We start from the raw sequence: 26,357 nt of genomic DNA on the forward strand, positions 1-26,357 counted from the left end.
TGAGTCGAAAGGGGAACTGCTGGGATAACGCGGTAGTGGAGAGCTTCTTCGGTAGCCTGAAGCAAGAACGGATTCAATGGCACCACTACCAGACTCGACGAGAAGCACAGCAAGATGTGTTGCATTACATCACGATGTTCTACAACAGCTTTCGGCTACATTCATATTTGGATTACCAAAGCCCGAATCAATATGAAACGGCCTGGAAAGAATTACGAGAAGTTGCTTAACTGGGTTGTCACAAATCAGTTGACCACGTCACTATGGCTTTGTAGATACTCAGAATAAACCCACTCAACATAGCACTCTATTTGAGCAATTCAGAAAGCGCGCATTCTATGGTCATCCAGAGCCAATCAATTATGCGACCTATCTGGATGAAAGCATAACGCTGATTTACAACGCCCATGTCACTGACATTTGCTCAGATGACAGAAGAGTTAAAAATATTGTGATTGCCCATGCGGGAACTCTCGTTCAATCCACTGTCATGGCTGGAAGGTTTATTCTGGCACTTGGAGGGATTGAAACAGTTCGCCTACTCCTCAATGCAGAGGAAAAAGGCTCTTTGATTCTTGGGAGGGAGAGCAAATATCTGGGCAAGTACTTCATGAACCACCCGAAAAGTGAGTATGGCTTTCTGGAGCTGTTCAATTCGACCAATATTAACGACTATGTCGGCACTATCGAAAACAATCTCTATAAGTATATAGGATTGAGTCTCCCCTGGGAGGTCCAGGAAAAGAAGCAACTCCTGAATGCTTACATAAGATTCGAACCCATTATGCTCTGGAGTGATGACAAGTTAGTTTCAGCAGTTATCACCTTTCTTAAGAATAAAAGGACTTTCCACAAAATATTCCTGGCCCTCTACCAGAATAAAGAAGTGGCCATGCTGGACTTTAGCGAGACCGGTGATACCGATCACCTCGAACGGGCAAAATCAAACGATCGAATTAAATCGATATCGTTGGCAATTCAATACCTTTTTTTCCGAATTACTAATAAAAAGCCTAATGTAAAGAAGTTTCGTATCCGGAACTATCTTGAAATGGAGCCCCGTTACGAAAATCAGATCACCTTATCGAATGACGAAGATTCCCTCGGTAATAAGAAGGCTCATATTGAATATTCTCTAAGTAACAGAGAAAAGCAGTCTATTCTTACTCTTCATGACGAAATTAACCAATATCTGCAGGAGCAGGGTATAGGTAGGTTAAATGTTCCCATCGATAAAGACGGTGACTGGCCTATTGCGACTGATGCCTCCCACCATATGGGAGGAACCATTATGGGGACATCATCTGATAACTCATTCGTAGATCCTGCTCTGAAAGTTCACAGCAAGGACAACCTCTATATATCGAGCAGTTCGACAATGCCAACCGGTGGCAGTCACAACCCCACTTATACCATCGCCGCCCTATCCTGCATGCTTGTTGATCATTTATAAGGCCTTTCTTAACCGGTTTGGTTTACTGACTGGTTAATCAGTATTTCTCGACAGGCGTGATAGGCATCCATAGCGGGTGCAATTTTGTCTTCAGGGATTTCAATCTTGTCAGATTCATCACGGTGTTTTGACGTATCCACAATGGCACCTGAATTAATATTTTCAGATGAGTCACCGAATCTACGCTTACCGGTTTTTTCGAACTTTTTATAAGTTGGAGAAAGATGTGTTGAAAGATCCAGGAATCGACTAAGTTCCTCCAAGATCTCGTCTGTATTGCTCACCAGTTCATCTGAATCAATGTAAAAGAATGGCAGGCCATATTTTTCTGGTAATTGCGCCAGGAAGTTTACCCTGAGAACATAATGCTCAATGGTAAAATCAAGATTGGCATAATGAGCCTTTCCAACCTTCTTGCCGAGTTTGATCAAGCTGTTAACATAGCCGACAGGTTCACGAAGCAAAAAAATCAGCTTCGGATTCGCTCTTCTGATGACTGCTTCACTAGGATCAAGTCCATTATGAAGTACTTTGTCCAGCAAATAACGACTCCCAAACTGCTGTCCAAATTCTTCATATAGATCAACACGCATTTTCAATAAAGAGTCTGTATTCGCATATGATCGATGAAGCTCCGTATACCCGATTATATCATCGTGGCTTCCCAGTACATGAGACAGTACGGAAGATCTGCTTCGCATATGCCCTAAAACAAATATGTACTCCTTATCATTTTTCAACAATCTGGGATTTGAAAGTAAGACAAACAGTTTTTTGTACCATCCAAAATCCTTCATCATATGACTCTCGTTTTGGTTTTAAACTATTTATCACTCAATCAGAACCACTTAATTACATATAGTCTACCTGCAACATCAAAATACCAGGCTTAATTACCATGCAGCTCTGCTGTCATCACGTTTAACAACATTGAGAGCCTTCTAACAAGCCGCCTGACCGTAATAATTATTTATCGAAAAAGGAATTTCCCTTCTTCGTACAGCGATATAACATCATAATAAACCGCTTAGAACACTCGCTTTCCAGTATATTTTGAATAGTACCAGGTTAATGAGGAGTAGATCCCAGCGAACAGATCCCGAATCCAGTTTGAGAACTCTGCTTTATCTTTCGATTTACACGAATCCGGCAAACTAAAGGTATGACAAAACTCGTCATCGATTGAAAGTCCTTTATAACCACCTGCAGTATTCGAGACATTCTCACCAGTACCTTGTATCCAACAGGCTGTTCTTAAAGGAATCGGCTTTGCGACAATTCCTTTATCCTTAAAATAGACATAATTAATCGTATGATTTGAGAGTAATTTGACTATAAAGTGATGCGAAGTTGCCTCTATTAGCTCCTTCTGCGAGGACTTCTCATCAATAGCACCCTGAACATTGGCCTCTCTCATAAGAAAGTTATAATCGTAGATAAAGGTACTACCACAATATCTCAACAAGCCACTTCTTTTCTTATATTCTTTGGACTCAAAGTTAACAAAATACCCTTTATCCACACACCATAGAGGGTAATCCGGCGCTGATTTCATATAGGAAACCAGGTTGCGATTAACCCAATCATCCGAATCAAATATGTAGACATATTTGGGGGCAAACTGCTTGGCGAAAAGTAAGCCAGACATATATTTTGTGCCCTTGTCTGTAAACTTTTCTTCCTTATCCAGTTTGCCTCCTGACTTGCTTACCGCAGGATAATCGACAACATGAAAGTGCACCCTATCATCGCTAAAATTGATTTGAGGCACCTTATTACATACTACGACCACCCTGAACTCAGCGCAGGACTGACCACATATAGATCTAAGAGTGAGTTCAAGAAGCTCCTCCACTCTCTGGTAGTTATTAGCCGTTTCCGGGTGTTTTAGCGACAATAAAAATACAAACATTCAGTTACCTTAATCCGTTTAAACCTGATAACCAGCAAGTGCTCAAGTTAGGCGATTACTGGACCAAAAGCTCCGTCAATACCAGGTCTGCTCCTGCAACACTGAGATGGTTATCATCAAAATACAGAGCCTTGCTATCTTTTACTGCATAACAGTTGCTGCTATCACACAATGTATTAGAAGGGAATATTTCCTCCAACTGGTACTTGGAATTTAGTCGATTCAGCCTTTCTACGGAGTAAAAGTTTTTTTCCTTATACCGGGAGATATCTACACGGATCTTATTCTCATCGATCTCTGTGTCGAAAATAGTCTGCGGAATAACCAACTTGGTAACATCTGCCACCAGTTCAGGTATTGGGTATAAAAGAATTACATTTTTACCACTGCCCTTGAGTTCTTTCACCATCGATTCAAAGCTACTCCAGTACAGTTCATGCAATTCTGCGACAGACGCCCCCTCTTCCCCTTTCACTTTTCTCGGCATTTCTTTTGTCGCTTTTCCTTCTTTATACCCATACAGATAAGCCGTGTGTCGGTATGCTAAAATCACATTTTGTATCTTATCTTCATTTTTAATGTATTCCATTGTCTCTTTGAGCCACCCCGAACACCCTTTAACGATAGTCTCAAACTGATAGGCAGGCGGGCAACCAGAATAAGTTAGCTGCACAACATCCTGGTTGCTGAAACTTAACTTTTTAGCCAATGAATAGCTGATTTCAATCCCGTGACTATCGCCAAGTACAGCCCACTGTGCTGAACTCATTTTATTTAGCCGACAAGCGCTTTCAGGCGCAATATAGTTACCGGAACTCGAAGTACAGGAATACCGAGCAGGGCTATAATCAATCGATGCCAAATCCATCCCTAATGAGAAACGCTTGCTCCAACCCTCACCCAAGTGCCCGGCAACGCCCAGCAACATAAACAAGCTCAGGGCAAATCCAGACACACCGAAGATCTTTTGTCTCGTCATGAACTTACGGTTCCGGAAGGGCCTTTCAACGTATCTGTAACTAGCCCAGGCCAATGCAATAGATACAAGGGTTGCGATTAAAAATATGTCCAACGGAGGTTCAGACTCAAACTTCAGTCTGATAAATGCATATATTGGTTGATGCCACAAATAGAGTGAATAAGAAATCAAACCTATCCACACGAAGCCTCTGTTGCCAAGAAACTTCGCGGAATGCGTTTGATTGGAAAAGGCAATAATAAGACAAGTCCCTAATACAGGAGCCAAAGTCGCCCATCCAGGATGGCTATAGGTTTTATCTAGAACCAAGATACTGAAAAACAGCAGACCTACCCCAAACCAACTGAAAATCTCTCTCAGTGTACTGGAATATCGCGCCAATGACGTGTAGCTCATTGCCACCAAAGCCCCGGAAAACAACTCCCAAGCCCGGGTGTGGATTAGATAAAAATTGGCAGAGCTATCCTTTTCTGCAAACCAAAGGCAGCCAATAAAAGACAAAACACTTAAACCCCATATGACCTTTTTGGAAGATCGGCCCCATTTCCATAAGAGGTATAGAAGTACAGGAAAGAATAAGTAGAACTGCTCTTCAACTGCCAGACTCCATGTGTGAAGGAGAGGTAACTCCTCCGAAGCCGTGGCAAAATAACCACTTGTCAGATAAAAATAAATATTAGAAGAAAACAACGCAACCGAGACGACACTCTGGCTATAGGACTTCAGATCTTCGGGAGACATCACCAAGAACGCAACAACACTGGTGAATACCAATACCGCTGTCAAAGCCGGCAGTATGCGCCTGGCTCTTCGTTCATAAAAGTCGAGAATGGAGTAATGACCATTTTCAAGATCTTTCAATAGGATCGACGTGATTAAATAACCACTGATAACGAAAAATATGTCTACGCCATAAAACCCGCCAGGCACAAAACCAATTCCTGCATGAAACAGCAGGACAGGAATAACCGCTATGGCCCTGAGGCCATCAATTTCCTTTCTGTATTGAATCATGATTTTTTCTTACGTAAGAGATTCTCGTAGCTTAGCATTTTTCGCCGGTGTCATTGATTTTCGTTTCAGGACAAAAAAGAGACCACATGCAATTAATACAAAAGGAAACGGCCATTTGAGCCAATAGGATACTTTTTCAAAATAGTATTTCTTGGTGATGAAGTGAGAAACACCGTTCCAGCGCTGATAATCCTTACCATACAGCCAGTTCAGAGTATTGATTTCTTTTTCTGTATACCCTTGACCTGCATAGTGCTCTCTGACTAACACCGGCGACTGCTGAATACTATCAGGCGAATATGGTAGAAATACGCCAAAGTCAGGATCGTATGTCAGCTCCCTCCCCCCATCAAAGCTCGCTGCGACCACAACATGCCCTGGGAAAGTCAGAATCTGGTTGGGAATATTATTTTGATCAAGTAATTGGGACATAATCATCGAGGCATCACCGCATATCCCAATACCTCTTCTTAAGCTACGTTCATAGTCCGCATAATGGTAGCGTTGATACTCAGGAATACCGGAAAAAATCCCCATAAAATAGAGGAAGTAGTTTTCCCAAATCGGTATTAGCTGATTAAACCGGGTATTATCCGTTTCTTCCTTCCAATGAATGTGAGCAAGACTTTTGGAGATAACATTGGTTACTCTCTCCGCATATTGCTCTTCTGATTCGCCTGACTTACGAATGATTTCTGTCATGGATTGGTCGAAATCCATGGTCAGATCCTCATGAAAACGGGTATCTGTTCCTTCCAGATTTGCTGGTCTAACATCCCGGAACAGGCCGTATACATTAACTCCCGTTAGCCCAATACCGACCAGTAATGCAACAACACCAAAAATCGACAAAATACGATTTTTCATAATATTCTGATCTACCTCATACCTTTCAGGTCGACACCTGGGCCGAAGACTTAGCGGAGGCCGGAGACTTTATCCCCTTTGGCTCCTTATATTTCAGCACATATAAATTGTATGCGCAGCCTGTATACAGCAGCAACCAATACAGTGTTTCCGCCCTCATTCTGTTTAAGAATGTCATAGCAACAATAAAGGCCACACAAGCCGCTTCTATGGCAATGACCTTGAAATATTCATCCACTTCCTGTCGTCGCCGCAGTTCTTTTTTACACTTTGCCAGGCTTCGCTGAGCAGTGAACAGCATCAAGATAAAACCTATCAGCCCCATGTATCCGACTTCTGACAACGTTTCAAACCAAGTGGAGTGCACCGTTCTTTTTAAAGAACCCCCTGTGTCATAACCATGAGGAATATAAAACTCTGCATAATGGTTAAATCCGTGATACCCAGCTCCAAAAGGATGATCTTTCGCCATATCCCAAGCAGCCTTCCAGAAAATGGTCCGGGTTGCGGCATTCTCTTTCTCCGCGCTGACCTCAGTATTGGTGATCGTTTTCATCCTCTCGATGAAGGCATCGTCCATCAGTGTACCAGCCCCGATTAAACCGAACAGGGTTATCATGATAGCGGTCGCTTTCTGGTATTTGCGTTGGAAACTGGAGAAATACATATGATACATAAATATCATCATGCTGGCCGCGATCGCGAGAAAAGACCCTCGACTGTTGATCAGAACGATTCCGTTGGCGATAAACATGCCCGCAAACACAAAAATAGCTTTGGCCAACTTTTTTTGATGAGTCCAGAAGTAGTAAAGACAGAACACCAGCGATGGAGCAATCGCTGCGGCAATACCATTAGCATCTGGCGAGTCAACGGTACCGATTTTCTCCACCCGGCCGCTTGAGTTTCGTCCGGTTTGAAATGCAACCCATCCTATGTACCAGCTTCCAAATATATAGCCATAAATGATCCAGTTAAGCTTTGATACAGAGTCAATGAGCTTATAGGCAACAGAAACAATGACTATTAGCTTGATGTAGTTAGTCATATATTCCATGTGATACTGAGGCATTACGGCATAGAAATAAGCAACGACGTAAAGCAACAGTACGAAATACATCCACTTGAATTGTGGAATATCAAGCAACCTGTTAGATTTGAACTGCTTATATTTGACCGCCAGAAGCCCAATCATCACGATCACGACAAAATAGGAATAGCTGAGATCAGGGACCAACGGTCCCCACCAGCGTCTCTGCGGGTTAAAAAAGTAAACCGCCTCGTACAGTACGAAAATATAGGCAGGATGAAGCAGCAGGCCGCCAATAAATCCGCTGATATAGGTTATGAAAAAAAGTAAAACGTTAAGCATCAGTGATCAAACTATCTCGCTTATTACTTCAGGAAACCGAAGTTCCGGCTTTTTTCTTTTTCCTGATAAGAGATCTTCGCCATTGCCATTGTAATTGGATCTCGCCAATAATCTTCTGATGTACCAGATAGTAAGCACGCTCAATAGCAGAAGGACAAACCTTCTCTCCTGCTAATTCATATCCATGAGCCTTCAGCGTATCCCCTGCAACATACTCGATAATCCCCACTTCACGAGGAGACAACCTCGACTGCCACTTCTCTGCCAAGGTTATGTCAGGCGCCTTATTGGTGTTCACATTGTGCGGGTTTTCTTTGAACATTGCCTTCTTCTTGTCATATTTCAGCATTTCAGGATCAAATTCCACGCCAAAATGTGAACAAATTCTTCTTAATTCTGCTTCCATGCCTGTAATCAGGTCTTCAAAACGTACAACTAAGACCTGCTCTTTGTGGCGTTCGGCAAAATCTAGAAGTTGTTCAACTTCCTCTTTCCACCTTATTGCGCCCGTATATGCGTTGGTTCCCAACCCCCATTTGTTTTCCATGTAGGAGTTCACCACCCCACGGCCATCTCTAAGGATCAGGAGCATTTTGCTTTCAGGAATAAACTGCTCAAGCTTTTCCAGATGGTAGGTCAACTCGGGATCTTTGACTCCCCAAACAGATTTCCCTTCTTTTTGCAGCACATCTTCCAAGCTGTCGCCATGTCTCTCTTGAATCTGAACATCCATTAACGACAACATTTTCGCAGGATCGTTCACTCCCTCGAAAACCTTTTCCACGCTGATTTCGTTCTGAATAAATATATCTTTATGGCTGGAAAGAATCCGGGCGAGCAATGTCGTTCCGGATCTCTGAGTACCCAGTATGAATAAAGGTTGTGACTGTCTGTTGATGGACATTAATTTTCCCGCTCTTTCGTATTTCCCAGCAAAATCTGAATAATTTGGTTTGAATACTAGGGTTTCAGAACCATGTAATATTTTCCTCACGATCTCTTGAGTAATTTTCTGGCCATATACTGTAGCTCCGATGCCAGCGGATGCTTCATCAAGATCAGCGTGGCAAGCCACACAATACCCGTGGTCACTCCTAGTATCGGCATTGACAAAAAGACACTGGTTTCCTTGAAATCAATCCACTGGTCAACCAGGAACGCCCAAAACACACAAATACCTGCCAGAATAAGGTTGGGTAAAAATGCCAGAAATTGCTTTTTCAAGGATATATTCACCAACACCTGCAACATGGTACAAATGACCAGAAAATCAACAAACCCTGTAAACACCATTCCCCAGGCGATACCCTCCAGTCCATATTCATAAGTGAAATAGACCACAGCAATAATAAACAGCAAATACCCCAAATCCCGATAAAACAGCTGTCGCTCATGCCCTGTAGTGATGAACAAGGATGGACTGATAGTATGCATCTCCCTGAGAGCCGCCCAAATACACAAGATTGAAACCAGAGGTGCACTTTGTAACCACTGATCACCAAAAAACAACACTATCACCGGCTCACTCGCGTAGCCGGACACGAGAAGTACCGGTATGAGAATAGCGCTCAGCATTTTGATAGCATTCAAGTATGCCTCTTCGACATTCCCTCCTTCTCTTTTCTTATCAGCAAGATAGGGGGTCACCACTGGCCTTACACCACTGTTGATCGTCATTTTCAGAAAACTGAGAAATCCTATCCCGCGCGAAAAGTAGGCAACTTCGGAGGTTGTACCCAGCTTACCGATAATCAAATCCGGAACATTTGCCGCTATTTTATTGAACAAGTTGGAAAACGTCACAAATACCCCAAACTTGGCAATAGACTTCAATCCCTGGAACTTTGGCGTAAACACAAAAAGCTTGGGTTTCAGGATCACCACGGCGATCAATTCCACAATAAACCCTGTCGCTGTTGAATACGCCAATGAATAATAGCTGTACCCCAGTAATATAAAGAGTACCGCTGCTCCAAACTGAGCAATTTGGCTTGATGTTTCAGCTATAAAGCGATGTTTGAAGTGAAAATCCCTCGCCATAAGTGATTTGGCGACACCGATGTGCGGTGACAGGAAAAAGCTTAATGAGAGAATTTGTATGAGGAGAGCAATATCGTCCTTGTCATAAAACGACTCAATGCTCCATGACGCGGCCACCAGAGCAAAACCAGCCCCCCAGGAAATCAGCACGCTCAGGCCAAGTGCTCGCTTAACCTTGTCAACATCAATTTCCTCTTCCCTGATCAGATACCCGCCAACACCGAATGATTTCAACTCACTGGCGATCAGAGCAATCGCGCTGGCAATCGCGAAAAGCCCCAACTCATCGGGAGTCAATAGACGGGCAATTATGACAACTGAAGCAAGATTGACTACACGATTGATGTATTTTGAAAATACCGAATAAGCCAGTGCCTTATGTACTTTACTCATACCAATTTCTGGTTAATCCAATTTAAAAAACGTAGGGAAAGTATTGAGCCCGATCATCCATGCTGAGGCTCTGATTGAAGGCACCTGTCAGGGAAACGCGGACTACTTGTTCCTTTAAAAGGGCACCCATAAAAAAAAGCGGTTAAATTCCGCTTTCTTTTGATGCCCACTTACCAGGGCGGTATTATAAGGACTGAAAGTACTATGGCCTAACAAATTGACGCAAAATTTTAAAAAATTTCACCAAATTCAATACATTTAACCTTGATGCGTAACTGCCTGCAGCCCTAACAGCAGAAAGTAAGAAGCTTTTCCAGAACAAGACATTAACTGGCTGAAGCTCAACAGCGCGCCAAAGCGCCTTGCACTCTTGCCCGTGTCGCTTTTGATCCCGTAATGAAATTGACAACATCCAGGCCCATTCATCGGCCAGCCTGCTATTTAACGCATTAAGCTCGCGTTTTGTTCGTACGTAGGGCGCCAAGCTTCCGTAACCCTTTATGTGCGTCCTGGCACTTCTCTCCCTTTTCTCTGCGTCACCACCTGCAACCAGTGAAATATGGGAGTCGTGGATGTGATAAATCTGCTGAATTTCTTCAACATATCCAAATTTGAATCCCGCCAGGACAACACGTACAGCAAAAAATTGGTCGTAAGCTGTCCTGTAACTGGGGTCAAAACGAAGACTACTAAAGATTTTCTTCCTCATCATCGCACATTAGGTGCTACCCGGTACTCTGTGAGTAATCGCCGTTTCACCAATTTTGGGATCTTCAAATACCCTTAACCCCCCAGCCCTGGAGTCGCTATTGAGTTTGAGAAAAGGATGGAGTTTTCCATCTTTTAGTTTGAAGTTTGAATCCTCAACCACCTTGCCTGTGAAGTGATCTATTCGCTGAATCCTCCCAAATATCCAGTCAACATCCGGGTTGTCTATAAATAGCCTGGCCAGTTGGGAAATATGGTATTGAGTCCACTCGTCATCACTGTCCTGAAAGGCGATCAACTCTCCGTTGGCATGATCCAGCCCATTATTGCGGGCATCGTAATGACCAGCATTTTCTTGCCGAATAAGATGAATGGGCTTGGAAAACTTAAGTCGATTTTCCTCAATCCACTCCGCAGTACCGTCCGTGCTGCCGTCATCAACGATGATGACCTCATAATTGTCATAATCCTGGGAGAAAATCGTATTGAAGAGCTGCGGGAGAAACTGCAGTCGATTGTAGACAGGCACAATAACACTGACCAAAGGCACGCTTGAGCTCATATTATTATTCCTTATTTGGCAAAAGTTACACCAATCACCAACAGAATTTGAATGCCCGGTTATTGCTTCCTCTCAAGCTTCAGCAGTGCTCGCAGTGCGCTTACCAGATATGTAGCTTCCTCGGAATACGGGCGAACAGTACAAATAGTAACCACAACTAACATAACATTACAAATAACAAATGCACTTCCGTAACCAAAAAGTTGAACTACCGCAGGAAATTTCTCCAAAGGTAAAGAGTCTGCAATTAACACACTCACCATCGACAGCCCAAAAATCATCAGCAGCCAAGCCAACAGCCTGCATGAAAACAGATTGTATTGCGATGAGAGGTAACCAAATAGAAGTATAGTAGCCCCGCCTCCCAGTAAACCCCGCGCCAGAGCGAATGCCTCAACATCCTCATGATTGATAAGTACCAAGCCTGTTACGACGACCAGCAGACTGAGAAGATCAAAAACAAATGCGGTTTTAACTCTGTTCGACGCTATAAGCATTTGCTCGAGCACCAGCAAAAATGGCAAATAGTAAGCGATGAGAGAGAGATTACTGATGATCCCATGACTTTGTTTCCACTGATCGCCCAACAAAGTGTCAACAATCGGCCCTGGAAACCACCACATAAATGCAACGATTGGGGTGATCAATATGCCAACCAGTAACAGGCAAACCCTCACCTGAAACTCCAAAGCACTGCGATTGTCGGCATTGTTGGAGAATGCAGCCAATAAAGGCTCAATCGCTGGCATCATCAAGTTATGACTGGGGAGCATCACAATGTTTCGAGAAACATGGTATTGCCCAAGGGTGGATTGAGGGAAAAACAATGAAACCAGGAAGGTATCTGTCTGCGAGCGGGCGTATCCGACTATTCCCTTAACGATCATCCATTTAGAAAACAACCATTGTTTGCCGAATGTGACCAGGGAGAACTTTGGCCTGAAGGGATGTGCAACAAAGGCTCCCAGAGTCATAACCAAAGCTGCAATCACATCTCCAATAATCATTGCCCAATAGCTGCGATAAGTGAACGCAACAGCCATGACGACCGCAAATGACACGAGCTTCTGAATCACAGATAGCCAGAATATGGCGTTGTATTCCAAGTTTCGTTTAAGGCAGATCAACCCCGGGTTTTTCAACGCGTTAATAGGTAAAACACATGAAGCGACAATGAGTGCCCAAAGGAGATCAGGATTCTCATACCATCCTGCGACAAGGGGCGCGCAGGCAACCAAGAGCATGAACAGAGCGCTTTTGACGAGGATATCGAGTGTCCAGGCCGTATTCAGGTCTATCTCGGACACTTCCTTTTTCTGAATAATGTACTGTTCGCTTCCCACGTTGGACAGCACATCAAAGAAGTAGATAACAATAGAGGTCAGTGCCGCTATAGCAAAGTCTTCCGGAGTTAAGAGCCTCGCCAGCACCAACATGCTGACAAAACCAACAATCCTCTGAAAAAGCTTGGCTGCTACAGACAGGGATGAACTCCCCAGCAGACTCGCAGCCAGTTTTGCCATATTCCCTGCTACTTCACCGAGAGCATAAGTTGTCTGGCTTGCTCAGCCAGCTGCGACCAATCGAGGCTACTCTCCACGTGTTGACGGCCTAGGTTCCCCATATTTTCGCGCTTTTCCCTATTTTCCAGAAGCTCAGTAATCTCTTTAGCCAGCGGCTCAGGCCGAGTACAGTCCACGACAAACCCACTCTTACCAATGACCATGGTTTCCGCTGTTCCTCCGGAGTCACCGGCGATGACCGGTTTGGCACAGGCCTGAGCTTCCACCAGCACCATACCGAAACCTTCGATATCACACCCGATAGTCCGATTTGGCAATACAAACAGATCACACTGTTGATAACACTGCAACATCTGTTCATCACTCAACTCAGACATCATCGCAACATTCTCAGCAACCCCCAGCTCCTGAGCCAACTTCACCAGATTCGGTTTCTCTTCCCCTTCCCCAATAACGGCATAAAGAACATCCGGAAATCTGGCTTTAATCTCTGGGAGTGACCGTATCAGCATGTCCTGGCCCTTTCTCAATTGAAGCCTGCCCACTGTAATGATCACCGGACGCTCTCCCCAGCCCAGTCGCTCACGAACAGCCAAATCGGTTTCTGCTGGAACAAAATAATTGGCATCAACACCTGGATGAACCACATGAGTTTTATTTGGTTCGGCCTGCCAGGTATTGAGGACAATGTCTGCGGTATTTTTGCTGTTACACACAAGTTTTTCAGCGCCAGCCAGGGCCCGATGGACAATCCAGGTCAATTCGCGACTGGTTGCTGCTGTTTCCACATCCTCGCCGTGTATGTAGCAAATATAAGGAATCCCCATGGTCTTTTTGATCAGGTAGGCAATGAAACCTTCGGGCAGGCAACGTCCACAATGAATGACTTCGATGCTTTCCTCTTTTACCAGCTTTCTCACCTGCCAGTAGGCCTTCCAATAAAACTTAAGGCCGATCAGGCTTCTCAACCCCCAACTTAAGGAGCTGAGAGAAAGCCTGTAAGTCTTCAAGGGACTGTTTGCATCGAAATCGGCTGCATTATTAGCCTGACCGGCAGCGACAACCACTTTTTCTCTTGGCAACCGGTTATAAACTTCCCAGAACCAGCGGCCGCTCCCCCCTTTTACCGGAGGGAAAATTTCACTTAACAGTAGAGTCTTTTTCATTTTGGGCCCTGTTCAGGAACTCTTGCCTAACATTTGGTTTAAATTATGCTCGCATTCCATTTCATGCTCAGAAAACCACTGTTCGTCGGCGTATTTTCTCCACCTTTCCTTCGGCGGAGCCTGAAATATTCCGCAAAGCTTTTCCATTGGCGCATCTTGCAGACCAATCACATCAAACATCTTTTCCAGTTCTTGCTCTGGATTCTCATTAAGAGACTCAAAGCTGATGCTATGGTCACTGTATTTTTGACCGAACAGGAACGACAGCTTCCATAAGTAATAAAAACGCTGATAGGGGTGTGGGGTGTGCCGTTTATCGAGGACAGGAAAATACTTGGCCAAATCGTTGCACCAGACATCCAGATAAAAGGCATCCTGATAGGTTTGCTCTACAACCCGGCTATTCATTACCTGCTCATCCGTCAGGAACGAGCACCATTGATCCCTTGGATGACGGTACAGGTGCAGAAACCGGGCATTCGGATAATGTTTACGCAACCAGGGCAATCTAAAGTCAATCCGATTGAATTGTAATACAGGCCTCAATGGCGCTCTTGTCACCAATTGGTCGATAAACCGATTCATCTGTGGATCCCAGACATCCTCCATCATAAGCAACCGGGAACGTATCCAGTCCTCATTATAGAGTGAATCAATGTCATCCATACCATCGTATTCACGCCAGTAGTCGTTCACTCCACGATGAGTATTATCAACACGCTCCCCTCTGACAGCAGAGTTAAACCAGCGCCTTTCATTGAATGGCTCATAATAGGATGTACAGGATTCGGTTTGCCGAAAGATATTCCATAAAAGCGTTGAGCCGCTTCTGAAACGACTGGAAATAAATACAATATCGTCCCGTTCTGACACCGTTTGGCCAGTCGAGTTAACCGTAAAATACGGCTGCGCCTGATTATGAATACTCGGGAGCAGCTGATTTGAATCCGCAATCTTATCGTCCAGCATCACTTGCACAGGTGGCTGAGACAGAAATTTCTGAAAGATTTTGACCGACAGGTCTTTTACTTGAGTCTTGAATGACATAACTAGTTACTTGGTTCCGAGCGCTTTTGAATAGAGCTGCTGAAATGCAGATACCATACTTTCTACCGAGAACAACTGATCAAAACGTTTACGGGCTTTGACTCCCATCTCAAGTCTTGTCTCTTCAGCACAGCATATTTCGATAATACCGTTGGCAAAGGCCTCCGCGTCATCATTCGGAGTAACCAGACCGGTGACTCCATGTTCGACGATTTCGGGGTTTCCGCCAGCATCAGTTACTACACAGGCTTTTCCCAATGACATGGTTTCCAGTAATGTCATCGAGGTGCCTTCACTCAAGGAAGACAGCAAGTAAACGTCCATCAGAGCCAGGTAGCGTTGAGGCTTTGGATCATAACCGGTCAGGATAACGTGAGACTCAAGCTGCAGCTCTTTTATGAGGTCTGTAATTGTCTTTCTTTCATCACCATCCCCGACAATAATCAACCTGGCAGAAATCCCCGCCCCCAGCACTCTTTTGAACGCCTTCAGCATCATGGGGTGATTTTTGATAGGATCCAGTCTGGCGACCGTGCCCAGACATAGCGCGTCTTTCGGGATTGCGAGTTCCTCACGAAGCGCTTTTACCTGCGTTTCATCTGCCTGCAATGCTTTGATTCCGTTATAAATCACCTGTATGTCTGATTCAGGAATATTTTCGTACACTGCCAGAGCTGTACGGGTTGCTGCCGAAATCGCTGTGGTGGCAGCCGTTATCCTATGCAGCCAGGGATTGACCAACTTTCGTTTCCAGCTACTTCTGTCCGGATAAAACCGACCATGCTCAGTAAAGATCACACGAGCCCGCGAAAATAAGGCCGCAATAACGCCATAGACATAGGGGGTGTATTGATGACAATGCACGATGTCGATGTCGTGGTCCTGAATATGCTGTCTAATTCCCTTAATCAGATTGACATCAAACCCTGGCTGGCGCGACAAAGCCGTGATCTGCACACCCTCTTTCAGCAGGTCGTCGGCAAAGGGACCAAGTGGCGATTCAATACAAAATATCGACATATCCACTTTCGTGGCGTCAGTATTTTCTATCAGACTTTTAATAACCTGCTCAGTTCCGCCTATGCGCATATCATAGGTCACGTGCAATACTTTGATCGGTCTCACTTTCTGACGCCTCTGAAAATCATCATGGTCACTAGCCAGTTACCTCTGAGACGTTATTTGCAGTGAAACTGCCAGGCGCTTCTGCCCTTTTCTGCATATATCGGTACCACCACATCTGAAACATCAGCATGCTCCACAACACCGCAGAATGATCCGCTTTTTCATTCTGGTGCTGAGTCCACATGTTTTTTACTTCGTCCATATTGAAAAACTGTTGGATTCCCTCTCCCTTATGGAACAAATAGTCTGATGCCAGCTCTCTCAGCTCCGTGCGTAACCAAGTGGCCAGGGGCACCGAAAACCCCATTTTCTTCCGATACAAAACCTCATCGGGAAGCAATTGCTTGAAAGTTTCCTTCAGAATGTACTTTTTCTCACCATTTCGAAATTTGAGCGAAGAAGGTAATGTTCCGGAAAATTCCAGTACCTCCTTATCAAGAATGGGAGCTCGCACTTCCAGTGAGTTGGCCATACTCATACGATCTACCTTGACCAGAATTCCACCAGGGAGGTAGGTCTTCATATCCGTATAAAGAATTTTCGCGACATGGTCTTCACCGTCCGCCCGGTGGTAGGCATCCGTTGTGATTTTTGAGGGATGATAGCTTCCCAATTGTTTTCGCGTGTCATCTGATACCAGCCTCTCCCACTGTCGGTCATCTATCTGGGCATTAGATAGATAGAATCCCATTTCGGGCTCCAGGCTGAGACTCGTCAGTAACGTCTTTCCTTTCCTGCACAAAGTATTGTTAGATTTAGCCAATAGATTCGCCAGATGCGGGAAGACTTTTTTTCGAAGAAAACGTGGAAATTTGCTCCGCAAACGGTTTTCGATATCGTCAATGGAGTACTTTTCATATCCTGCAAAGACTTCATCCCCGCCGTCACCGGCAACCGCCACAGTCACCTGCTGTCTGGCCAGCTCTGAAACAAAATAGGTTGGCACCAGAGAAGGATCGGCAAATGGCTCGTCAAAAAACGATACTATCTTTTCCAGATTGTCCTTCACATTCTGATGTACCGTGAACTCATGATGCTCTGTGTGATACTGCTCTGCGATCACCCTGGCAAACTCTGTTTCGTTAAATTTCTTCTCATCAAATCCGATTGAACAGGTTTTCACCGGCTTATCGCTGTTCTGAGCCATCAACGCAACAACACCACTCGAATCAATCCCTCCACTCAGAAAAGCCCCAAGTGGTACGTCGGCAATCATCCGTCTTTTGGTGCAATCTGTCAGCAATTGCAGAAGGTCCTGCTTCAGTTCAGGCTCGCTCTTGGAGGTGTGATTGGCAAAAGTCACATCCCAATATTGCTGCTTCAACAAATGATTCCCGGTCAGGGTCAGATAATGCCCTGGTTCCAGTTTGTATATATCCTGAAAAATGGTCTTGGGATCGGGCACATACTGGTAAGCAAAAAAATCGTAAACCGAGTCCAGGCGAACTTCCGTTGGGATTTCTGGAATGGTCAAAAGAGACTTTAATTCAGATGCAAAGTAAAGGTTTGCGCCGTCGAAATGGTAGTATAGGGGTTTCTTTCCAATCCTATCTCTGGCCAGGAAGACCGACTTTTCCTGTCGATCCCAGATTGCAAAAGCAAACATGCCATTCAGCTTGTCCAGACACTTGGTACCTTCTTTTTCATACAACGCAAGTATAACTTCCGTGTCAGTCCGGTTCTGAAATGGATAGCCTTCCTCAACCAGCATCTCACGCAGTTCCAGGAAGTTATATATTTCGCCGTTAAAGACGATCACATACCGCCCATTGGCGGACTTCATCGGCTGGTTACCGGCCTCAGAGAGGTCAACAATACTCAATCGACGGTGGCAAAGTCCGACACCTTCTTCGGCGTGGATACCATAGGCATCCGGTCCCCGATGTTGAATCACGTCACCCATCGCTTTGAGCACTGACTCACTGGGTACCGACTGATCAAACCTGGTAAATCCAGCTATCCCGCACATTGTCTAAATGGCCCTCAAAATGTTTCCGTCAATTGTATATTTCATGATTGTTGACTCTGAACGATTTCTCCGTTTGTCAGATAATCGTCGGAGCCCGGAGTTTTATCACAAGCTGATATACCGTCTCAGCTTAGGCCCCAGAATAACGCTTATAGATAGCGGCAGCTTCCTCCAGAAAGCTTCAATCAATGGCCGGATTCGGCTGACAGAGTTTTCCTTGTCTGCTTCCTGGGGCTTTTGACCGGCATGGTCAAATTCACGCCATACCAAGGCATAAGGCCTGGCGCCCCACTGGGACTTGAACTTATAAGTTCCTTCACCGTAAGTGGATCTTCCAAAATCAAATCTGGTACATCCCCGGCGGCAAGTTTCTTCCAATAACGACCAGTAAAGCATCATGTTAGGGGCCAGGCGATTATATTCAGCCACTGTGGAGGCCCAGGGAATGGATGCTTTGCCGCCGCAGTAAAGCACTATGCCACCTCCCACCGGCACCCCGTCCTTACGGACAATTGAGATCACCATGTCATTGCCATAGTTCTCGCTGAGCGCTTCAAACCAAGCCTGAGAATGCACCGGAGAGCCCAGGTCTCTCATATTGCGGGCAAACACCTCATAGAACTCGGTCACAAGATCGGGTCGGTTACCAAGTTCATGGGTTAAACCGTTCTTTTCCGCTTTTCTGATCTGGCTTCGTAATTTGGACTTAAAGCCCTTCCACAGCTCTTCCGCAGTCTCGGGCAAGTCGAGTATCATGCTGACCTTTCCAGCCTCGGTCGGAGAATCATCTCCCCCCTCTGCCGTTAGGACCTCCATGGGGGTGTTTGTCGAAAAACGAACCTCCATGCTCTTCACACGATAACCTGCAAGTGAATCTTGCAGGTGGCTGATCAATTGAGCCTCCACTTGATCAGAATCCCCCAGCCCCATTCCAATGTCACAAAAAGGGAGAGAGCAAAGGGTATTCCCTTTCAGAGGGATACTCATTTTGACAGCAGGCATCACACCTACGATTTTGGGGCCATCGGGATCCTGCTGACCACCTTGCCAGGCCACTAAATAACAGCCTGTGTGCCCATAGGCCTGCTGAACAGATTTTCCCCAGGCAGAAAAATGATACGGACTCGCGCATGGGTGGGACCGTACATAGTCGTCCCACATGACATCTTCACCGGGTTTAAGCTCTTTAATACTAATCACATTCTTTTCTGTCACGTCGCGTTTTCTTTATCTGCAGTCGTGTCACTGGCCGTCGCGCTTCATATATTGATTAGCGGACTCTGTAATGGTGCAAAAGTTAATCTCAGCCTTCGTACTGAGATACTTCACAATATTGGTGATTCTTATGGCGATATCATTAAAGGCATCTTTACTCTCCATGAACCCTGTCGCACCGGACAGGAGGCTGGAGCTATGCAGATACATATGGAATACCCTTTGACCTCGTATGAGAGATTTGTCGATCAACGACTGCATATCCGAGGTTGTCGACATTTCCGGGCACAGATAGATCTTCTTGAAGATTCCTGTATGCCAGGCCAGCCCAATTGGGTGAAACCATTTATAGGGTTTATTTGAGAGCTTTTCCTGCAAGTGGTTAAACAACTCAAAATTCACCCTGTTGAAGCCAACGGTCACAGGCATCTCAATGATTCGGTTTTGCTGACGATCTTCTTTCAGTGAATCAGAAAAACTCGGCCAGTAAGGGTTAAGACTGGCCCCCTGGCAAGTAAAGAATTCATTGGAATAAAAAGGATAGACACTGGAATCCACGGTATACCCGTAATCTGCCAAAAGCTTCAAAATCGGTCCGTCGATCCCCCAGCGTCCGGTTCGGAATGCCGTTGGTTTGCATCCAAAGGCTGTTTCCAGCGTCACAGTCAATTCCGCCAGTTTCTTCTCCACAAGTGCAATATCCAGATTCACCACATGGGAGTTTCGTTCGTTAATCTCTTCGTCTATCGGAGGATTACACCAGGGATGCAGGTGGGCAGCAATTTCGCACTCCCCCCTATCCGAAAATGGTTTCATCAACGCGACAGATTCTTCATTGTCTGCGACCGCATGGTCAACGAAGTAGGTCGTTCTGATCCCAAGCGCATGACACATTTCCTGAAGCTCTGGAATCAGCTTGATATTATCCAGGCGAAAATCCCGGGTTGGGAATGTGCCGGACCAATCCCACTCCTCCTCCGTATCAATGGATAGGATGAAATCCACGCTTTCTTTTTTATTCAACGATTTATCCCATCTTTTTTTACAACCCGCTCAAATAGCTGGCGGTATTCTTCTGCCATTCTCTGAGCGGAATAATGTTGATATACATAGTCTTTTGCGTTCTGCGCAAGCTCTTTGGCCACGCCTTCATCAAACAGGATTTTTTCCCATTGAGATTCCAGCTTGGCCTTGTCTCCCGGTGGAGCCAGCAAGCCGGTTTCCCCATCAAATACCAACTGATCAATTCCTGGGATATTGTACGCGGCAACCGGCACCCCCATTGCCGCCGCCTCCATCAGACAGCGAGGAATCCCTTCAAGAGTTGACGTCATAACGAACATATCAAAACTTCTGAGATAGGCCATTCTGTCATCTCTGAATCCCAGAAACTCGATCCGATCTCCGTGCTTCAGGCTGGCAGCATGCTCTTCCAGTGCTTTTCTTTCATCACCGTCCCCAAGCAATGACAAGGTGACATTCTCGTACCTTGAAGCCAGGCTCTCGAATACATCCAGCATATCCCAGAGATTCTTGCGGCTTATCAATTGTCCGATAAATCCTATTCTCTTAATTCCAGGCTTTGCCAGGGTCACTTCATTTTCCAGTTCAGCTTCTGCTTCAGATAGATCCACACCATTCTGAATGTAAGTCACCTTTCTGTCCGGGACACCGATTACTTTCACATCTTCCATCAATGCCGGAGACAGAGGCGCAACAACATCAGCATATTTCATAGACAGATTGCCCAGCCATATGAACAGCCTGAGCTTCAGATCGGAGGCGTTTTCAAATCCATGGGGTGTCACTATACAGGGAATTCCGGCTTTTCTGGCTGCCAACACTCCAAGGATATCGGACTTGTAACCATGGGTATGGATGACCTGGATATTCCTTTCCTTAATCAAATCGACCAACCGATTGATCACCTTATAGTCAAACCGGTGAGACATCGGAAGCTCGAATGCCTCCAGTCCCAGCTTCCTGTATTGTTTAACCAACTCCAGGTCACGGGAATTGTCTTCCAGTGTGACCGCAAGATCACATTGAACCGACTCTCTCGGCAGGTGCTTGGCCAAGGCCAGAATCCAACGTTCCGCGCCATAGAATCCGGTTGGACAGATAAATTGCAATACATTCATTAATTGACAGATTCCCAGTTTTCAATAGTTAATCAGCTGCCGGCGCCAATGGATTTAAATAGCCCTACCAGAGTTCCGATGATTCGGGCAGGAAAGTAAACAAGATAAAACTTAAAAATTTCAGTGAACTCAATCTCCCGGTTTGCCACACCGTACAACCTGACGCTATAGGCCAGGATTGGAAGGAATGCAAATACCAGACAAATCACAGAAAGCGATAAATGTCCCATTAACCCGGAAAGAACAAACGCCAGAGCGAAGAACAGAATCCACATTGGCACCAGGAAACTCGGAATCTCCGACAAAGGAATTTTTCGCCCCTTAATAGAATGCAGGTTTGACTGCCCTCGCCATATTTCCTTGTCAAACATGGCTTTGAGCTCTTTGTCTTCACCAAGATGGACATAGTCAGCATCAGAGGAGTAGTACATCACCCCCAGCTCACTGACCCGATAGGTAAAATAATAGTCTTCACAGGTCGTCAAGTGCTCAGGAAACCCTCCGACCCTATCGACAGTATCACGACGCATAAAGAGATTTCGACCAGGAAGAAAACTCAGTTCGCAGTCAATATCGGCATTGCTTAAAGCAGTGCGAATTTTTTCAAGAACAGGAGCTTCTTCACTATTCTTCTGTACAGCACTGACCAAAACTCTTCCCGGGTCCTGCTGCAGAAGGTTTACCATCGCCTCCAGCCAGTTTTCTGACAAAGCAACATCAGCATCGAGGTATGCAATATATTCTCCTTTTGACTGACTGAAGCCATAGTTCCTCAAATGCGAAATTGTCAACGAAGCTGGCTGCTGAAATACGCGAACATGGGTTCCGGGTGTCTCTGGAAATCCGATATCAAGATGGTCATTCTGGGTAACAATCAGAATCTCCAGCTCCATATTCGTATGCTGAAGGTTCAACACAGAAGCAACGGTCTGCTCGAGCATCTCTGTTCTGCCTTTGTGCGGGATGATGAACGACACAATCATTGGGCTAGTTTCTATTTCTGCTGACATATTAATAACTTAAGATGGCCTGACTCCGCTCGAAAATGCGCTGCCAGGCACTTTCATATATTTTAATCTAACGGTTTAACCAAGCCGCCACTTTTTCTGAACGTTTGGCAAGCCAGCCAAGCTCTCGACTTATCGAAAGACCAAGCATCCTTCTAGACAACTCAAGCAAAGCGGCGGCCCACAGGCTCCCTCTGCCTTTAGCCTGAGGTGCCGGATAACTGACACCTGAATCAGAGAGCGCAGGTGCTGGAATTCCGAGTAACTCCTGCCAGTTTTCATGTTCTTTCATACACTTAAGCATTCTGCCAGGACCATGATTCTGCATTAGAATTGCCAGAATACGCGTGTAGTAATTAGTTTGCTCGTGCTTTAGATTTTCAATGACATAATGCTCAAAGAATGCCGCCTTCTCTATCAGGAGTTGGCGTTTATCCAGATCACTACAAAACATTGCAGCATAGGTGAGCAGGTATGGTTTTCTAGCATCCTGCGCAACCCATGTGTGGTTTGGAAACTCCAGAATCTCAGGCTTTTCCAGGTAAGGATATTCGTATTTCAACATCCAGTCGGCAAAGTGCAACAAGGAATCTCTGGCATAATAGAAATCCTCATCAAACTGGCCAGCCTCGATTTTCACCATCAAATACTTAACAACTGCTTGCAAGAATATCGTATAAAACCATGTTTCTTCTACATTTTGAAGATTTCTTAAAGCAATATCCTCAGCCGGATTTACCGTGTTTCTGATCACTTGGGCAGAGTGTTGCAGATAACGATCATCCAAAGTGATTTGATAGCTATCCAGCAGCGCCACCAGGTAATTACCAGTGCCCCGATCCAGAGGATAACGCCGGGAAAGAGGATTTTTCAGCCCTGGATTACTGGCATTTTTTAGAGCCAATACATATTCCAGCAGGCCATTATCGCCTTCATAAACAGCCCTGATCCATTCCGTTAGCTGCAGAACGGATTCTTTGGAAGTTCTATTCCCGGTCAGGAAGTAGTGGTACATCAAACCTGTAGTATAGCAATGCTGCCCCCCTGGACCGCCCCCTCCGGCATGATCCTGGTAAACCCCCTTTTTCTGGCGACTAGAATACGTCCTGTGAGTGGCTGTTTGAGCATCGACATAATGATCCGTATGCCAGAAAAGCCCCCTGTTGTACTCAAACTTATCATCTTCAGTGTCATAGATATCAATATCTGAAACATGCCGGGCCAGATCGTCCGCGAGATGAAACCATTCGGGGTTTCCTGTGGCCAGATACTGACGTAGCATCCCCATAACAGGGTCGTACTGGTTGTTGTAATGGGAGACAAAAAGACTGTCTTCCTTATGCTCCGCTGTTTCATGATCAGCGTAAATATCCCCAAAGTTCCGCCACCCATATTCATCGATGGCTTCACGCTTTTGCATAAACGAATGCTGCGGATGACTCAAGCCCAGATTAATAATCTCTTCCATTTCATCCAGCGGACTCGCCGGGATTAATCCGGGAATAACCCTGCAAGACGCCACCCAGCCAGAGTCAACAGCCAGAGAAACAGGTTCAGACAACCAATCAAACTGACCAGCAACAGCCTCAGCGGAGAACAACAATCGATGCGTCTTTTTCTCACCTGCCTGCAGTTCATGGGGGCCTGAATATCTGCTTGGGAAGAACTCCAGACTGACTCCCTGTTCGGTCAGCTCTAGTGACTTCGGGAAATTTTGCCAGAACTGTACCGGTCTGATAAATATTCCTTTCTGCCTACCACCAGGACTATCCAACAAAAGAGCCGGCGATGCTCTCAAGCCTTCCAGAATTTTCTTTCCATCACCAGCATGAACGGTATAACCTCTTTGCTGTACCGGAATCTTATTATCCGCGTTCACATGAACAGGACTATTCCAGCGTTCGCCACCACTCCCTCCCTGGTAAATTACAACAGCAGACTCACTACTCTGCCATTCCGCACCTTCATTCAGTTGAAAGAAGGCTTTGGCTACTTCACATTGCATATCCATATGACATCCGACAAACACGAATGACCCTGGATCCCCAAGATCCCAATGACCATTAAGGTGTTTGGCTGCGTTGGGATTATGAGCTGTGAACTCGAGCTCAACCAAGGAAGTAAAAGGAAGAAAGGCAAATCTCAACCGACCATTTACAGGCTTTCTAAGGTGATTTGCCTCGAAAGCCCCATTAACTGTGACCACCACTTTCTTCAGAGGACCTTCACCGATTTCTTCGTGAGAAACATTCTCGACATCGAATGGAATTTTTGCTCCGTCTTTCCCTTTAATGACAGGGCCCTTCAAAAAGGTACTACCCGCCACACCGGTGATGCGCAGTTCAAAGTCTTGCTCAGCGCCACTGAATTCATACTTCTCAGTCCCGCGAAACAGAGTAGTTATTCCATCGGACGTTGCCACATCAAGCAGAACAATATCCTCAGCCCCTGAAAAAGGCTCATTAACTTCGGAATCTGGATGATTAGCGGTTTTATCAATCTCCAAAAACAGTGTCCGGTCTTGAGATGTCACATTGACCATTGTTTCGAAATGCAACCACTTAACACTACTATCAGGCCACCGTGCAGTCACCTCAGCCACCAGAGGCAGCTGTGAAGAATCCCCGGTCAACACAAGATTAGTACATTGGTGCAGCGCACCCTTTGGGAATGGGCATGCAAACGCCGCCATGCGTCGGTTACCCGAACCGGCCTCCCGGCCGTCAATTTGTATTGGTATAGAGAACATCAGTTATTATTCAAACCACGCTTAACCTGTGTGCGAACCCTTTTCAACAGCTTGTATGCAGATGTTTTAATCGTCTTTTTCTTGAGCGACAACAATGCCATGTCATACTCGGTGTCACTCAATGATCTTTTATAGCGGGCATCTCCCGCCAGAAAATCATAAACATCAAGCCCTTGAGCAGCATACCAACTGATCGCCAGAGTATGAGACAACACACCGGGCTTAAACTGATTCCCCGACAAATCATAATTAATGCCGGAAAGATAGAAATACACTCGCCCGCGGTAAATAAAATTGTAAAGATAGGCCAATTCCTGATCTCCGGCAGTCACTTTTAATAAACTGACCATGCCAGCATCAAAGGCATTGGCAATTAAATCGTGATGAAAGCTCTTAAAGTTGCGATTCTGGAACCCGCTATCATCCCATTTTCGTTGATGAAAACGCCCCGCATGATCAAAAAAATCCAGTGCCTCTCCAACGTTGGCGGCCTGCACCACTTCCAGCTCGCCATAGGAATTGGAATAGGCTTTTCTGGAACGACGTATCTGACTGCGAGTATTGCTGGAAAAGACCGGTAGCAATTGCTCAAAGTCAGCATATTCTGGTCGCAGATTCAGCAGATATCCTTTTGTGCGAAACTCAAACTCACATTCCAGCTCATTTGATTCCATGGACTCCAGAGCTGTAGTTAGCGACAAACCAAAGCGAAACTCAGCAACGCCTTTAACATTGAACACATATTCAACGAGTTTTTGTCGAACAGCCAACTGATAATCAGGGTGTGCCAGCACATCATTGTACTCGATCCAGACTTGGTCAAAATCCGTTTCACCGGTTCTATTCAGGTTTGCCTGCGTCCAGACAAAGGCATTGCGCTTGAATTCAGAATAATGAATACACGCCGCCCCAACCAGGTTTTCACCGTGATAGAACATGAGCAATCTTGGATCACAAACGGAAGTTCTCAGCCACGCACCGATCCACCACCAACTGGTGAAAAAATGATGATCTGATACTGGCGTCAATTCTCGCCAAAGCACCTCGATTTCAGCGAGGTGCTTTTGGTCGATAACTTTCTCTTCGACAAGAAGCATCATCTGCCACTGGTTCTC

The 26,357-nt window shown here is 45.4% G+C and carries 22 protein-coding genes; 2 read left to right on the top strand and 20 right to left on the bottom strand.

Annotated elements, in window-relative coordinates:
* Together F566_RS33505 and F566_RS0119525 are read left to right on the top strand one after the other, a co-directional pair.
* Positions 1-230 (top strand): IS3 family transposase (locus F566_RS33505; protein WP_020408714.1); only part of this gene is annotated, 230 nt, incomplete at its 5' end.
* Between the two features lie 221 nt (positions 231-451).
* Positions 452-1,453 (top strand): GMC family oxidoreductase, encoded by a 1,002-nt coding sequence (locus tag F566_RS0119525; protein ID WP_020408715.1) that lies wholly within the window; start codon positions 452-454, stop codon positions 1,451-1,453.
* Positions 1,454-1,461: 8 nt separating this feature from the next.
* On the opposite strand, the gene F566_RS0119530 is transcribed toward F566_RS0119525, so the two are convergent.
* The 20 genes from F566_RS0119530 to F566_RS0119625 form a co-directional block, all read right to left on the bottom strand.
* Positions 1,462-2,253, bottom strand: a complete 792-nt coding sequence (locus tag F566_RS0119530; RefSeq protein WP_026180148.1) for a sulfotransferase family protein — start codon at positions 2,251-2,253, stop codon at positions 1,462-1,464.
* A gap of 227 nt (positions 2,254-2,480) precedes the next feature.
* Positions 2,481-3,365, bottom strand: coding sequence for a glycosyltransferase family A protein (locus F566_RS0119535; protein WP_020408717.1), 885 nt, complete (start codon positions 3,363-3,365; stop codon positions 2,481-2,483).
* Positions 3,366-3,420: 55 nt separating this feature from the next.
* Complete coding sequence (locus F566_RS0119540; protein WP_020408718.1) at positions 3,421-5,358, bottom strand: acyltransferase family protein; 1,938 nt, start codon at positions 5,356-5,358, stop codon at positions 3,421-3,423.
* 9 nt (positions 5,359-5,367) lie between these two features.
* A complete protein-coding gene (locus F566_RS33510; protein WP_020408719.1) occupies positions 5,368-6,225 on the bottom strand; it encodes a type 2 periplasmic-binding domain-containing protein in 858 nt (285 codons plus the stop codon).
* A gap of 25 nt (positions 6,226-6,250) precedes the next feature.
* Positions 6,251-7,597 carry an O-antigen ligase family protein gene (locus F566_RS0119550; protein ID WP_020408720.1) on the bottom strand — a complete coding sequence of 449 codons (1,347 nt, stop codon included), beginning with the start codon at positions 7,595-7,597 and terminating at the stop codon, positions 6,251-6,253.
* A 28-nt stretch (positions 7,598-7,625) separates the two neighbouring features.
* Positions 7,626-8,672: a sulfotransferase family protein gene (locus F566_RS0119555; protein WP_157496924.1), complete on the bottom strand. Its 1,047-nt coding sequence runs from the start codon at positions 8,670-8,672 to the stop codon at positions 7,626-7,628.
* Complete coding sequence (locus F566_RS0119560) at positions 8,588-10,030, bottom strand: lipopolysaccharide biosynthesis protein (protein ID WP_020408722.1); 1,443 nt, start codon at positions 10,028-10,030, stop codon at positions 8,588-8,590. Before F566_RS0119560 ends, F566_RS0119555 begins: the two co-directional genes overlap by 85 nt.
* Before the next feature lie 202 nt (positions 10,031-10,232).
* Positions 10,233-10,742, bottom strand: a complete 510-nt coding sequence (locus tag F566_RS0119565) for a hypothetical protein (protein ID WP_020408723.1) — start codon at positions 10,740-10,742, stop codon at positions 10,233-10,235.
* Positions 10,743-10,748: 6 nt separating this feature from the next.
* Positions 10,749-11,300 carry a glycosyltransferase family 2 protein gene (locus tag F566_RS35665; protein ID WP_020408724.1) on the bottom strand — a complete coding sequence of 184 codons (552 nt, stop codon included), beginning with the start codon at positions 11,298-11,300 and terminating at the stop codon, positions 10,749-10,751.
* Between the two features lie 59 nt (positions 11,301-11,359).
* Positions 11,360-12,823 carry an oligosaccharide flippase family protein gene (locus F566_RS33520; protein ID WP_020408725.1) on the bottom strand — a complete coding sequence of 488 codons (1,464 nt, stop codon included), beginning with the start codon at positions 12,821-12,823 and terminating at the stop codon, positions 11,360-11,362.
* Positions 12,824-12,831: 8 nt separating this feature from the next.
* Positions 12,832-13,989 (bottom strand): glycosyltransferase family 4 protein, encoded by a 1,158-nt coding sequence (locus tag F566_RS0119580; RefSeq protein WP_020408726.1) that lies wholly within the window; start codon positions 13,987-13,989, stop codon positions 12,832-12,834.
* 12 nt (positions 13,990-14,001) lie between these two features.
* Complete coding sequence (locus tag F566_RS0119585) at positions 14,002-15,036, bottom strand: sulfotransferase (protein ID WP_020408727.1); 1,035 nt, start codon at positions 15,034-15,036, stop codon at positions 14,002-14,004.
* A 6-nt stretch (positions 15,037-15,042) separates the two neighbouring features.
* On the bottom strand, positions 15,043-16,161 hold the full coding sequence (locus F566_RS0119590) for a glycosyltransferase (protein WP_020408728.1): 1,119 nt from the start codon (positions 16,159-16,161) through the stop codon (positions 15,043-15,045).
* Between the two features lie 31 nt (positions 16,162-16,192).
* The gene (gene asnB, locus F566_RS0119595) at positions 16,193-18,130 is read right to left on the bottom strand and encodes an asparagine synthase (glutamine-hydrolyzing) (RefSeq protein ID WP_020408729.1); all 1,938 of its coding nucleotides are present in this window, start codon (positions 18,128-18,130) and stop codon (positions 16,193-16,195) included.
* Positions 18,131-18,235: 105 nt separating this feature from the next.
* On the bottom strand, positions 18,236-19,345 hold the full coding sequence (locus F566_RS0119600) for a GNAT family N-acetyltransferase (protein WP_020408730.1): 1,110 nt from the start codon (positions 19,343-19,345) through the stop codon (positions 18,236-18,238).
* 27 nt (positions 19,346-19,372) lie between these two features.
* Positions 19,373-20,368 (bottom strand): polysaccharide deacetylase family protein, encoded by a 996-nt coding sequence (locus F566_RS0119605; RefSeq protein ID WP_020408731.1) that lies wholly within the window; start codon positions 20,366-20,368, stop codon positions 19,373-19,375.
* Entirely contained in the window at positions 20,365-21,486 is a 1,122-nt protein-coding gene (locus tag F566_RS0119610; RefSeq protein ID WP_020408732.1) for a glycosyltransferase, read from the bottom strand. Before F566_RS0119610 ends, F566_RS0119605 begins: the two co-directional genes overlap by 4 nt.
* A 32-nt stretch (positions 21,487-21,518) precedes the next feature.
* Positions 21,519-22,496 carry a glycosyltransferase family 2 protein gene (locus tag F566_RS0119615; protein WP_342662562.1) on the bottom strand — a complete coding sequence of 326 codons (978 nt, stop codon included), beginning with the start codon at positions 22,494-22,496 and terminating at the stop codon, positions 21,519-21,521.
* Positions 22,497-22,563: 67 nt separating this feature from the next.
* Complete coding sequence (locus F566_RS0119620; RefSeq protein WP_020408734.1) at positions 22,564-25,242, bottom strand: RIFT barrel domain-containing protein; 2,679 nt, start codon at positions 25,240-25,242, stop codon at positions 22,564-22,566.
* Entirely contained in the window at positions 25,242-26,342 is a 1,101-nt protein-coding gene (locus F566_RS0119625; RefSeq protein ID WP_157496926.1) for a GNAT family N-acetyltransferase, read from the bottom strand. Before F566_RS0119625 ends, F566_RS0119620 begins: the two co-directional genes overlap by 1 nt.
* Positions 26,343-26,357: the final 15 nt, after the last annotated feature.

The organism is Hahella ganghwensis DSM 17046 (assembly GCF_000376785.1).
Classification (GTDB): Bacteria; Pseudomonadota; Gammaproteobacteria; order Pseudomonadales; family Oleiphilaceae; genus Hahella; species Hahella ganghwensis.